We start from the raw sequence: 11,714 nt of genomic DNA on the forward strand, positions 1-11,714 counted from the left end.
CTAGAGCAGATTCCGTTCAGTACGCATCGTAGCCTGCGGCTGCGAAGTAGTTGGCGCACTCTGCCGGCGTGAAGGTATCGATGGCGGCGCCGATAGCGCTGGTGAGGTCGCCGACGGTGCGAGCGGCGGCTTTGCGCAGGAGCGCCTTGAGTTTGGCAAAGGCGTTTTCGATCGTGTTGTCATGATGACTCTCCGGTCCGGATTCCTAATGAGGTGTGAGGTGGTGCCGGTTTTCTGGACAGGGTGTTAAGCTACTCCCGACCTGATGGATTGGTGCGGGAATGAAGACGACGAGGAAGCGCTACAGCGCTGATTTTAAGGCCAAGGTCGCGCTGGAAGCGATCCGGGGCGACCTGACGCTGGCGGAACTGGCAGCCAAGCATGGCGTGCACCACACGATGATCGCGTCCTGGAAGCGGCAGGCCATCGACGGGATGGCAGGCACGTTCTCCGGGGCTGGCGATGTGGCTAAGGCCGTCAGCGAGGGCGAGGTCGAAAGGCTGCACGCCAAGATCGGGCAATTGGTCGTCGAGCGGGATTTTTTAGCGAAAGCCTTCGGTCGATGAGCGTGGACCGGAGGCGGGCGATGGTCGAAGCTGCTCACCACCGCCTGTCGATCACGGCGCAGTGCCGCCTGCTGCGGATCAGCCGCTCGTCCTATTACTATGCCCCGGTGCTGGAGACGGAAGAGACGCTGGCGCTGATGACAGTGATCGACGCGACGTTCCTGGACTGCCCGTGGTACGGCAGCCGCCAGATGGCGCGGCACCTGCGGCGTGCCGGGCACGAGGTCGGTCGCCGTCGGGTGCGACGCCTGATGGCGAAGATGGGACTGGCGCCGATCTACCAGCGGCCCCGCACGAGCGATCCGCACCCGCAGCACCGGGTCTATCCGTATCTACTGCGCAATCTGGCGATCGAACGGCCCAATCACGTGTGGTGCGCCGACGTGACGTACATCCCGATGCGCCGTGGCTTCCTCTATCTGGTGGCGATCATGGACTGGTCGACCCGCAAGGTGCTCGCCTGGCGGCTGTCGAACACGATGGATGCCGGCTTCTGTGTCGCGGCGCTGGAGGAGGCATTGGCCCGGTTCGGCAAGCCGGAAATCTTCAACACGGACCAGGGCAGCCAGTTCACCAGCTACGCCTTCACCAGCGCGCTGCGCGACGCCGAGGTCCGCATCAGCATGGATGGCCGGGGCCGGTGGATGGACAACGTCTTTATCGAACGCCTCTGGCGATCCCTGAAGTACGAGTGCGTCTATCTCCACGCCTTCGAGACCGGCTCCGAGCCGCGGGCTGGCCTTGGCCGGTGGATCACCTATTACAACACCCAGCGTCCGCACTCGGGACTGGCCGGGAGAACCCCGGTCGAGGCCTATCGGCGGATGGGGCAATCAGATCATGGGGGGCATGAACGACAACCGGGATTAGCTTAACTCAGCCGCCAAACTGTCCAAGAAGGCGGGACCACCTCAGTGGGCACCTCCATTTACCACTGGCCAAAACGGCATTGGGATGATTCCCTGGGTCGTGGCAGGGGGAGCGCACGATGCGACAAGCGGGGCTTTTCGGATTATCGGACCACATGAAGCGGCTTTCGGCGGACGGCGATCCGCTGGAGGTGCTGGAGCGGGTGGTGGACTTCGAAGCGTTTCGGCCGACGCTGGTGGCTGCGCTGGCCTATTCCGACGGCACCAAGGGCGGTCGTCCGCCGTATGACCCGGTGGTGATGCTGAAGGTGCTGGTGCTGGCCGCGCAGAACAACGTGTCCGATGCGCGCATGGAATGGCTGATCCGCGACCGGCTGAGTTGGCTGCGTTTCCTGGGATTTGATCTTGGCGCGGCGACGCCGGATGCGAACACGATCAGGATGTTCCGCGAGCGGCTCACCGCCACCGGCGCGCTCGACACCGTGTTCGCCGATTTTGATCGTCAGTTGAAGGCGCGGGGTTATTTGCCAATGGGCGGACAGATCGTCGATGCCACGCTGGTGGCGGCACCCAAGCAGCGGAACACCGAGGCCGAGAAGGCAGCGGTGAAGGAGGGCAAGAGCGCTGCCGAGATCTGGCCGGACGAGCCCGCCAAAGCACGGCAGAAAGACACCGACGCGCGCTGGACGCTGAAGTTTGCCAAGGCCAGGCCGACCGCCGATGGCAAGCCGCAGCCGGATATTGCGACCCCGAGCTTCGGCTACAAAAGCAGCATCTCGATCTGCCGCTCCTCCGGCTTCATCCGCAAGGGCAAAGTCACCAACGGCGCTTGCTACGACGGGCGCATGCTGCGCGACGTGGTGACAGGCGACAATACCGCCTCCGACGTCTGGGCCGATACAGCCTACCGCAGTCAGAGCAACGAACGTTGGTTGAAGGCCCAGGGCCGGGTCAGCCGCATCCATCGCAGGAAGCCCAAGGGCAGGCCGATGCCGGAGAATGTCCGGCGCGGCAACGCCACAAAATCCAAGGTCCGGGCCCGGGTCGAGCATGTCTTCGCGCATCAAAAGGCGAAAATGGGTCTGTTCATCCGTACCATCGGCATTGCCCGCGCCGAGGCCAAGATCACGCTCGCCAATCTGGCGTTCAACATGCACCAGCTGATCTTCCACGAGAGGCGCGCAGCAACAGGATAGCTGCGTCCAAAATCACGGGAAAGCCCACGAAATACAACAATATCGAGCGAAAAAACCGGAATATCCCTAGCCGCAGCCATCCTGCCCACATCCGATCAGATCTTCGGGTAAATGGAGGTGCCCAGGTTTGAGACAGGCTGACGAGCCAGATCCGTTGGGTGCCGACTTTGGCAAAGCGTCCTTTGAGTTTTCCGCGACGGAGCCAACCATAGGCGGTCTGACGATGCACTCCGAGCTTTTCCGAGAGCTCTTGTAGCGTGACCTCGTCGTCGTTTCGCCGGGGGACATTGCCGGACCAGATAGGTCGCTTCTTTTGAAGGCCCTTTCGTGTCAGCAGCTTCTGGACGATCAGCCCATCGAACGTGGCTTTCTTCGCGGGCGCCCAGCCTTTCGCATTGAGATCGTCGGCGATCTGCTGAGCGGTCGCCCCTTCGGCACGCAGCGCCGCGATACGATCCAGGATTTCGTCGTGATGTTCCAGTTGTTCAAAGCGTCTTACGGTTCGGATGATCGGATGCGTCGTCACGATCTCGCCTGCCCAATGGCATTTTATCTCGGCACGTTCGGTTTCTCCGAACACCTGGACGACGACGCGGTCGAGCATCATGCGGGCTATCGTCTGCCGGTCGTGTGACGTGGTGGATTTTGCATTCCACGCCACCTACGCCGACGCGATCCTGGATCGGCTCCTTCACAATGCCCACCGTATCGAACTCACCGGCGACTCCTTGCGCCGGGCAAAGCCGACCGCCGCAGGTTGACGTTCCACCGCCAAAAATGCCAACCACGCACCATCGACCAAACGACCCTTCAGGTGGGCGCGATCATCCCGGAACGCCGGGCGCGATCATCTCGGAATAGACGGGCGGCATCGTCGAAATCCGCAGGATACGCACAAACCTAAACACATCACGCTCTAATGAGAAGGGTTAGTTGCTGAGACCAGCCCCTGATCAGGAGACCGCCCCATGGCAGAAGCCACGGGAGGGGTAATTACCTGCGGGCGTAGATCGTCGCGCCGATGATGCCGCCGTGATCGATATGATCGAGGCAAAGCCGCTTGAGGCCCGCAAGATAGAACAGCCCCACAACCCGCGAGAGATCATAATCGTGCATGATCATCACGCCTTCGGGGATCTTGCGACGCGTTCTGAAGGGCGCGGGTGGGCGCACGCCGTCCTCGCCGTCTATGATGAGGCGGGCACCGATAGAATTTTCGTGACGGACGGTTCTGCCGAACATGACTTGGATGGTGGCCCCGCCGTCTGGCCCTACCCGACCGAGCAGTTCGGCGAGGATGTCGTAGCCGCGGTCGGGTGGTATGTGCTGAAGAACGATCGCCGAAACCACCCAGTCGAACTGCTCGATAGGAATGGCGTCGAGGAAGCGCAGGCGGGGATGGGTGTGCTTGCGGGCCTCGGCTAGCATTCCCGAGGAGATGTCGACCCCGGTGGCGGCGCCGGTCAATGCAGCGAGGGGGGCGGTGAGGCGACCGACCCCGCACCCGAAATCGAGCGCTGAACGAGGCTCGAAATGCCCGAAAGCCTCGCGCATGCGCGTTATGAAGTGGTGGATGTCACCTTCACCAGAGCGGAAGAATTCCCTGCGGGCATTCTCGTCCAGGTTCTCGCGCTTGAACCGGTCAGCGGTCAGGACGCCGAAGAACGGTTCCGTCTCGCCAATGATCTGCCAGTCGCGGTCGGTATCCCGGATCGGCTTTTCCGAACGGAGGCCGGATATTATACGCTTCAGCATAGACTGTTCTAACCTCGTAGAAAACGTTCGGTCTGATTCAGCGGTATCTTCGTCCTGCGTTTGCAGAGTTATCGCAAGTTCTTCGCGCTAAGCGCAGCCAATAAGATGCGCGCCGAGACGCGCCAGTCCTGGGTGGGGGCGACGACAGGGATCTCATTTGCCTGGACAGCATCGAGCCAGGTTCGCGCTGCATCAGCCAATACTTGCGGCGAAGCGTCGGCAGGGAAAAAGTGTACGCCGCGACCCTCGTGCATGCGGAACACCGGCAGGTCGCGTGCGAGAACGGGTTTGCCATGGCCGAGCGCCTCGATCAGCGGCAGCCCGAAACCTTCGCCGAGCGAAGCTATGACAACGCCCGTGCACGCATCGTAGATTGCGAAGAGTTCGGCATCAGTGACATCGTCGAACCACAGTAGCCGCGCACCGTATTCCGGGTGGTTGACGATGAGGTCGCGCAGCGCGTCGACCTGCCAGCCCAGTCGTCCAACCAGAACGAGCCTGTCCGGCGCGCCACGCGCCCAAAGATACTCGAATGCTGCAAGAGCATCGGCGTGTCCTTTGCGAGGCTCCAGCGTACCGACCATGAGCGCGAACGGCACGGTGGTATCGAAGCGCGGTGCCACGGGGCCGCCGTGAGGGACGTCAGGCGCCTCAAGGATCGCATGGCCCATCGGCAGAATCTGCGTGCGAAAACCACGCTCTAGGCCGTGGACGCGACCAAGGGCGTCACGAAGTTCGATTTCGGTCTGGTGCGAATTGCAGAAAAAGCCGTCGGCCAAGCCGGCCAATACCCCCAGCCAGGCGCCATAGCGGATCACCGTATTGCGCGAGAACCATTCCGGACGGTCGAGCGGTAGCAGGTCGTGAACCAAGAACCACAGCGCGCCACCGTCACGTCGAAACCGGCCAAGCTGGCGACGGTGGCGGCGTACCGCGTCAAGCGAATAATCCAGCCCCACGAAAGCATCACCAGGTCGCGCGCTCATTTCTGGCCCGACCGGCCGTGCGGCATCGGGGAAAGGCCATAGGATCTCGAAGTAGCGCCGCTTACGCCGGGCCGATACGAAGCGGATGTCCCAGGTTCCGACCGCCTCATCGAGCAGCGCCAACGCCAACGCCCGCACGACCCGCTGGATACCGGTTTTCGCATCGTGATTGCTGATGACGGCCATGTCGATGAACAGCCGAGGTCTGCCGGGCGAGGCTGCGGCGCGAAGAAGGACAGGGGCGGGGGCAGTCCGCCGCCGGATTCTGCCCGCACGCGCCACGCGCAGCCCGCGCCAGTTCAGCGCCTGCTCTATCCGATGGGGCAGAAGTTCAAGGAAAATGCGCATGGTTCGTGCAGAAGCGCCGGGCGGGGCGGCCTTCTCATCCTTCTCCGATGTGGAGGTTGCGTAAGTGTGCTTCGTGCGCCTCATCAAAGTTCGGATAGAACACGAGGTCGCCCTCGTGGAGGACGGCGAACCGCTGGCAGTGCAGCCTGACGTATTCCAGGTCGTGCGAGATGATGAGCATGGCGCGGTCCTTGCGTTTGCCGAACAGCTCTTCCTCGCATTTCTCGTAGAATTTTGCGTCGCCGACGGCGGTGATCTCGTCGATCAGGTAGCAGTCGAATTCGATGATCATCGAGATCGCGAAGGCGAGGCGCGCGCGCATACCCGACGAATAATTGCGCACCGGTTCGCGCAGGTAGCTGCCGAGTTCGGTGAAGTCGTACACGAAGTCGATATTGTGTTCAGTGCGCTGATTGTAGATGCGGCTGATGAAGCGCACGTTGTCGAGCCCGGTGAGGCTATTCTGAAACGCCCCCCCAAACGCCAGCGGCCAAGATACTGACATGTTGCGGGTGACTTTTCCCGCAGTCGGTCGCTCCGCGCCGCTCACGAGTCGGATAAGTGTGGATTTGCCCGCGCCATTGCGGCCCAGAATGCCGACCTTCTCTCCGCGATCGAGATCGAACGAGATATCGTTCAGTACCACGCGGTCGCCCGAGCGCGTAGGATAAACCTGGTGAACGTTTTCTAGCCTGATCATTCTGGCGTGATCTCACGATTTGCCACGGTCACCTGCGCAAGAGCCAGCAAGGTCAGAACGGAACAGCAGGTGATGAGAAAGGGAATATCGTAGTGAGCGTGGACATGGGCGCCGAAGTACCCTTCGCGCACCAATTCGACCCCGTTTACCATCGGCACGTAAAGCACGTAGCGCTGGGCTTCGGCGGGGAGGGCATCGACCATGAAAGCGGCCCCGGATAGGGGGAAAGTGAGGTACGAGAGTGGGTGCCAGATCTTCTCCACCAACTCACTTTTCTCGGAAAGGGCCCCGAGGAAAATGGCAAGGCTGGCGCCGAACCAGGCAATCAACAGCCACCCCATCACGATGGTCAAGATGTCTTCTGGCGGGTCGAGCCATCCGATCGAGATGTAGAACAGCGACAGTGTGACGAACGAGATCGTTGCGCCACCGCCCTCCAGAATCAGGCGGGCCAGGAAGATATCGATGACGCGCACATTGCGATGGTACATCAAGGACAGGTTGGGTTCGATCGCGCCGATGCAGCGCGAGGGCATGTTGCGCCACAGCAGCACTGCCGAATAGCCAGTCAATGCGAATGCGACGATCGGCAGGTTCGAACCGTGAACTGATCTTGCCAGCGTCCACAGAAGGGTGACACCGGTGGTGAACAGCATCGGTTCAACGAAAAGCCAGAGGAAGCCGATGTTGTGCCGACCGTAGCGGGTCAGGATCTCGCGCATCAGCAGCGCATGGATCACACGCCACTGGACGCTTGCGCTGTGGCCGATGGTGGTTAGCTTCGAGTGTGCCACGGGCGCCTTAGTCCTTGTGCTCCAACATCCCGGCCAACAGCATGCTCAGGATACCCCAGGCGATGAGGCCGAGGACAAGCGTTGCCAGGATGCCGCGCAAGCGACGCGGCTCGAGAGCGTCGTCCGGCAGGTTTGGCTCGACAATGCGCTCAACGTATGCCTGCTTGCGCCGGGCCTCATTGCGGGCGTCCTCGAGGGAAGCCATCGCGCTGGCGAGTTGCTTTTCCGCAAACATGTTGTCGAGTAGCAGGCGTTGATACTGAATCGCCTGCGACGAAAGTGATCGCTTGCTGCCGGCAACTTGTCCGGTTTGCTCATCAATTTCGTCAGCAATCTCTTTGACCCTGACCTCCAGCGATGGGATTTGGGCATTCTGTGGAGCGAGGGCGCGCAGTTCACGCAGCTGTGTGCGATTTGCAATCAATTCGTCCTGCAGCTTCGAGATCATCTGGAGCTGGATCGTCGCCTGCTTCTCGGGATCGACCACACCTTGGCGGTTACGGTAGAGGGCCAGGGCTATCGCGGTATCCTGGGACTTCTTTCTGGCTTCTTCCACTTCGGCCTGTGAGAAGCGGATAAGATCCAGGCGGCCGCGGGTGTTGAGCTTGTTGACCGTGGCCTCAGCCATCTCGAGCAGGCGCTCATTGAAGCGGCGTGCATCGCGGGCGGTATAGGCGCGGACTGTCAGCGTGAGGATTGAGGAGGACGTGTCATATTTAACGTCGATCTTCTTCTCGTAATACTTGTAGAGATCCTCAAAGTGACCAGCCATGCCCGTTGAATTGTAGCGGTCGAATATGGAGATCGAGGGGGCGCCATAGGCTTTGGCAAACGCTTGCCGCTCGTTGAGCGCTTGCAGCGCGTCGCGCGAAAGCACGTAATTTTGCGCCGCGTAGATCTCGTCACCGGCATTGGCGAAGCCGCTGCTTTTGAGTAGCAAACCGAGGCCGGATGTCGACGGTTTGTCAGGACTGCGAACCACGAACTGCGATTCCGATAAATACACATCGGAAGCGAATATTCCAAAATACAATATCGACAATAAGGTCGGGATCAAAACCGTTATCCAAAACAACGGGCCTGCCGAAATGATCTTTTTTAATATTGAATTCATAAGTCGAAATTGCATTCGCGCTTGAGGTGGCATGTTCTTCAGGCAAACCGCGCCAGCGTGAAGAGGCTTCTCCAGGCAGGCAAGGGGTGCGTCCGTCAGATCGTCTCGAGGTGACCCCTCGGTTGAGTGTTGCCGGCTTCTAGCTGTCATCCTTTCGGGCGTCCAGCCTGTGGCGAATGGGGTTGCCTTGGAATGCGGAGAAATCTAGCGCGAACCGAATGAAGGTTGTAGACGTGGCGGGCAGCGACGGCAATGCCGCTGAAAAGCGCTGCGATTCGGACAGGATTCCTTGATCTGGGCCTGCGCATGCTCCATAGGGCTGACTTGCCTGGGACACGCCAAGCTTCACCTCCTGCAATTGTCTGAATTATCATGAAAGAAGCGCATCTATTTTCTCGGGCTGTAGTCGTGGCCTGTCTTGCCGCGGCGCTTTCGGGTTGCGCCATCGCGCCAGCTAGCGGTCCCTCGGCACGGAGCGTTGGAAGGACCTCGATTGACACGAAAAATGGATATAATATCAAGGTCATAGATGTGAGCGACAGGGTCTCGCGTCGACTTCTCGCGTCAGATCGCAAGGCCGGGTTCTTGAAGACTCTGGGTGAAGGACACGCAATCGGATCGGCTGTCGGCAAGGGAGATGTTCTCGACATTGCAATTTGGGAGGCCCCGCCTGCGGTTTTGTTCGGCGCCATGGCCGCCGATCCAAGATTATCCTCCTCCGGTGCGACTGCTCGAGGCACCTCGTTGCCCGAACAGATGGTCGACAGTGACGGGCGGATTGTGGTGCCCTTCGTTGGCAGCGTCCAGGCAGCTGGACGCACACCGCAGGACATTGCGCGGGAGGTCACAGGGCGCCTTGCGGGTAAGGCGCACCAGCCACAAGCTATCGTACGTCTCGTTCGCAATTCCACTGCAGGAGTTACTGTCGTTGGCGACGTCGGGGGAAGTACCCGCGTGCCGCTCACTGCGCGAGGCGAGCGTGTGCTTGACGTGTTGGCAAATGCCGGCGGTACCAGGCAGCCGGTGAACAAGACCATGGTGCGGATCACGCGTGGTGCGCAGACTGCATCGATGCCGCTCGAAGCTATTATTCGTGATCCTCAGCAGAATGTCATTCTTCAGCCCGACGATGTCATGACGGTGTTGTTCCAGCCGTACAGCTTCGTCGCGTTAGGGGCCACGAACCGCAACGAGGAAGTTTCCTTCGAGGCAACGGGCATAACCTTGGTGCAGGCGTTGGGCCGCGTTGCCGGCCTTCAGGATTCCCGCGCCGACGTGAAGGGCGTATTCCTGTTCCGGCTTGAAGACCCTTCCGCGCTGTCTCCCGAGGATATCGCAGGGGCAAAGTTCACGCCGGACGGCAAGGTTCCGGTGATCTATCGAATCAATATGAAGGATCCTGCCATGTTCTTCATCGCTCAGAGTTTTCCGATCCGTGACAAGGATGTGCTTTACGTCTCGAATGCACCGTTGGCTGATTTCCAGAAGTTCGTTAATGTGATCTATTCGACCCTACTTCCGGCAGCGACAACGATCAGCGTCCTGCCGTGATGAAGATACTGGAAATAAAGCGTCCTGCCGTGATGAAGATACAGGAAATAAGATGTCGTTTTTGATAGGTAATGAAGTCGCAGCTTCACTTTCTGCGCTGCAAGAAGTTCTCACTCCGCAATTTCTCTCTGGGATCGACCCGATCGCGCAGCGACTGGCATCGTCATTGCGGGGTGGTGGCAAATTCCTCATCATGGGCAATGGTGGCTCGGCGGCGGACGCTCAGCACATCGCGGCGGAACTGATCGGTCGTTACAAGATCGAGCGGCCGGGTCTGCCCGCGATCGCGCTGTCCACCGATAGCTCCTTCCTTACCGCCTGGAGCAACGATTACTCTTATGAGACGGTGTTCAGCCGTCAGGTTGAAGCGTTGGCGCACCCTGGCGATATCGTCTGGGGTATCTCCACGTCGGGTAACTCCACCAATGTCGTTCGTGCCTTTGAGGCTGCCAAGGCGGTCGGCGCCACGACATTCGGTTTGCTCGGCCGTGATGGCGGTACGCTCGCCCCACTGAGTGATCTGGCCGTCGTGGTTCCGCTCAAAGAGACGGACCGGATCCAGACGGCGCATCTTCTGATCTATCATGCTTTATGCGCGGCACTGGATGAGCAATTCCGTCCAGTCCCTGTCGACGGATAGATGGCCTTGCGCCCTGAAATTCACGACCGCACCCGTTCCGCTTCGGCGAGCGTGATGTCGTAGCGGCGGCGATTAGGGTTCGGTCGTGTTGATCGAGCCGTGGGCGCCCCATGGCCGCGACGTTCTACGGAGTGCAGCGGCTCTTGGGGTACGTGGTTATCGCCGCGGCGCGGAAGGTGTGGTTTCATAACGTCGTGGCGATTTCAGCTGCCTTCGCTCGGCGGCGCGCCATGGCGAATGCATCGGCTTGGGTCGGAGGCGCATCGCCCAGCTGAATGTCAGGCGCGATAGAGCGCGGAACGGCCAAGCTTGAAGAACCCGAGCCCCCGAGCCGGGATTGCTAGGGCGTGAACTCATAAAATTGGTTGAGCTGCTGGCATTCGCGTGATTCAGGCGCCCTTCGAAAACGGAGGGGCGTATGACGCGGCGTCGCTATGAACTGACGGACAAAGAATGGCAGATCATCGGGCCATTGCTGCCAAATAAGCCACGCGGAGTGCCTCGCGTTGATGATCGTCGCGTGCTGAACGGCATTTTGTGGCGGTTCCGTTCCGGCGCACCCTGGGCGGAGATTCCAGAACGCTACGGGCCGTCAACAACCTGTTACAATCGGTTCGTTCGCTGGCGCAAAGCTGGCGTTTGGGACCGGCTCCTGGCGGCAGTCTCTGCCGGGTTTAACGGCGAGTTGGTGATGATCGATTCCACCTGCATGCGCGTCCACCAACACGGTGCGACGGGCAAAAAAAGGGGGCCGGAGATCATGGCGTGGGACGTTCCCGGGGCGGCCTTACAACCAAGCTCCATGCTCTTGTCGACGCTGATGGACGTCCTGTCGACCTCCGGGTGACCGGTGGGCAGGTCCACGACGCTCGGGAAGCCGAGGCGTTGATCGAAGCCGCTCCCAAGGGAGCCACTCTGCTCGGCGATAAGGGTTACGATAGCGCCGCCATCCGCAAGGCTGCGCAGGCAAAAGACATCTGGGCCAATATTCCCAACCGTTCCAACCGCAAGCGGCGCTTCGCCTTCTCCTCCTACCTCTACCGCCAACGCAATCTCGTCGAGCGGTTCTTCAATAGGATCAAGCAGTTCCGTGGCATCGCCACCCGCTATGATAAGGATGCAGCCAACTTCCTAGCGGCCATCAAGCTCGTCTGCGTACGCCTCTGGTGCAACGCATAATGAGTCTGTGCCCTAG

At 60.4% G+C, this 11,714-nt stretch carries 10 protein-coding genes and 3 pseudogenes; 6 read left to right on the top strand and 7 right to left on the bottom strand.

All coding sequences use genetic code 11. The features are described from left to right. Positions 1–16 precede the first annotated feature (16 nt). Positions 17–196: pseudogene (locus BLS81_RS20570) on the bottom strand (IS630 family transposase); the annotation flags it as partial. Between the two features lie 85 nt (positions 197–281). Here BLS81_RS20570 and BLS81_RS20160 point away from each other — a divergent pair. Both BLS81_RS20160 and BLS81_RS20165 read left to right on the top strand, forming a co-directional pair. Then, a protein-coding gene (locus BLS81_RS20160; RefSeq protein ID WP_093226586.1) for an IS3 family transposase occupies positions 282–1,441 on the top strand; the annotation gives its coding sequence in 2 pieces (ribosomal slippage) (positions 282–546 and positions 546–1,441; 1,161 coding nt in all). 113 nt (positions 1,442–1,554) lie between these two features. Beyond that, the gene (locus BLS81_RS20165) at positions 1,555–2,631 is read left to right on the top strand and encodes an IS5 family transposase (protein WP_093226588.1); all 1,077 of its coding nucleotides are present in this window, start codon (positions 1,555–1,557) and stop codon (positions 2,629–2,631) included. Here the strand turns inward: BLS81_RS20165 and BLS81_RS20170 are convergent. After that, a complete protein-coding gene (locus tag BLS81_RS20170) occupies positions 2,582–3,238 on the bottom strand; it encodes a helix-turn-helix domain-containing protein (RefSeq protein WP_256326364.1) in 657 nt (218 codons plus the stop codon). The genes BLS81_RS20165 and BLS81_RS20170 overlap by 50 nt on opposite strands. A 52-nt stretch (positions 3,239–3,290) precedes the next feature. On the opposite strand from BLS81_RS20170, the pseudogene BLS81_RS20575 reads away from it, so the two are divergent. Next, positions 3,291–3,392, top strand: a pseudogene (locus BLS81_RS20575) (ATP-binding protein); the annotation flags it as partial. Positions 3,393–3,624: 232 nt separating this feature from the next. Here BLS81_RS20575 and BLS81_RS20175 read toward each other — a convergent pair. The 5 genes from BLS81_RS20175 to BLS81_RS20195 form a co-directional block, all read right to left on the bottom strand. Further along, on the bottom strand, positions 3,625–4,386 hold the full coding sequence (locus BLS81_RS20175; protein ID WP_093226589.1) for a class I SAM-dependent methyltransferase: 762 nt from the start codon (positions 4,384–4,386) through the stop codon (positions 3,625–3,627). A gap of 68 nt (positions 4,387–4,454) precedes the next feature. Then, on the bottom strand, positions 4,455–5,720 hold the full coding sequence (locus BLS81_RS20180; protein WP_093226591.1) for a glycosyltransferase: 1,266 nt from the start codon (positions 5,718–5,720) through the stop codon (positions 4,455–4,457). Between the two features lie 34 nt (positions 5,721–5,754). Beyond that, positions 5,755–6,420, bottom strand: coding sequence for an ABC transporter ATP-binding protein (locus BLS81_RS20185; RefSeq protein WP_093226592.1), 666 nt, complete (start codon positions 6,418–6,420; stop codon positions 5,755–5,757). After that, positions 6,417–7,214 carry an ABC transporter permease gene (locus tag BLS81_RS20190; protein ID WP_093226594.1) on the bottom strand — a complete coding sequence of 266 codons (798 nt, stop codon included), beginning with the start codon at positions 7,212–7,214 and terminating at the stop codon, positions 6,417–6,419. The genes BLS81_RS20185 and BLS81_RS20190 overlap by 4 nt, the downstream gene beginning before the upstream one ends. A gap of 7 nt (positions 7,215–7,221) precedes the next feature. Continuing rightward, positions 7,222–8,343 (bottom strand): KpsE/RkpR family capsule polysaccharide export protein, encoded by a 1,122-nt coding sequence (locus tag BLS81_RS20195; protein ID WP_256326365.1) that lies wholly within the window; start codon positions 8,341–8,343, stop codon positions 7,222–7,224. 570 nt (positions 8,344–8,913) lie between these two features. On the opposite strand from BLS81_RS20195, the gene BLS81_RS20200 reads away from it, so the two are divergent. The 3 genes and pseudogenes from BLS81_RS20200 (at position 8,914) to BLS81_RS20210 (ending at position 11,698) form a co-directional block, all read left to right on the top strand. Next, positions 8,914–9,879, top strand: coding sequence for a polysaccharide biosynthesis/export family protein (locus BLS81_RS20200; RefSeq protein ID WP_256326366.1), 966 nt, complete (start codon positions 8,914–8,916; stop codon positions 9,877–9,879). Positions 9,880–9,931: 52 nt separating this feature from the next. Then, positions 9,932–10,519, top strand: a complete 588-nt coding sequence (locus BLS81_RS20205) for a D-sedoheptulose-7-phosphate isomerase (RefSeq protein ID WP_093226597.1) — start codon at positions 9,932–9,934, stop codon at positions 10,517–10,519. Between the two features lie 418 nt (positions 10,520–10,937). Continuing rightward, positions 10,938–11,698: pseudogene (locus tag BLS81_RS20210) on the top strand (IS5 family transposase). Positions 11,699–11,714: the final 16 nt, after the last annotated feature.

Source organism: Sphingomonas sp. NFR15 (genome assembly GCF_900103265.1).
GTDB lineage: Bacteria > Pseudomonadota > Alphaproteobacteria > Sphingomonadales > Sphingomonadaceae > Sphingomonas > Sphingomonas pollutisoli.

Excerpts from the sequence above, each read along its gene's own strand:
- BLS81_RS20185 (WP_093226592.1), bottom strand. The coding sequence starts at position 6,420 with ATGATCAGGCTAGAAAACGTTCACCAGGTTTATCCTACGCGCTCGGGC.
- BLS81_RS20180 (WP_093226591.1), bottom strand. The coding sequence starts at position 5,720 with ATGCGCATTTTCCTTGAACTTCTGCCCCATCGGATAGAGCAGGCGCTG.
- BLS81_RS20195 (WP_256326365.1), bottom strand. The coding sequence starts at position 8,343 with ATGCAATTTCGACTTATGAATTCAATATTAAAAAAGATCATTTCGGCA.
- BLS81_RS20175 (WP_093226589.1), bottom strand. The coding sequence starts at position 4,386 with ATGCTGAAGCGTATAATATCCGGCCTCCGTTCGGAAAAGCCGATCCGG.
- BLS81_RS20205 (WP_093226597.1), top strand. The coding sequence starts at position 9,932 with ATGTCGTTTTTGATAGGTAATGAAGTCGCAGCTTCACTTTCTGCGCTG.
- BLS81_RS20165 (WP_093226588.1), top strand. The coding sequence starts at position 1,555 with ATGCGACAAGCGGGGCTTTTCGGATTATCGGACCACATGAAGCGGCTT.
- BLS81_RS20170 (WP_256326364.1), bottom strand. The coding sequence starts at position 3,238 with ATGATGCTCGACCGCGTCGTCGTCCAGGTGTTCGGAGAAACCGAACGT.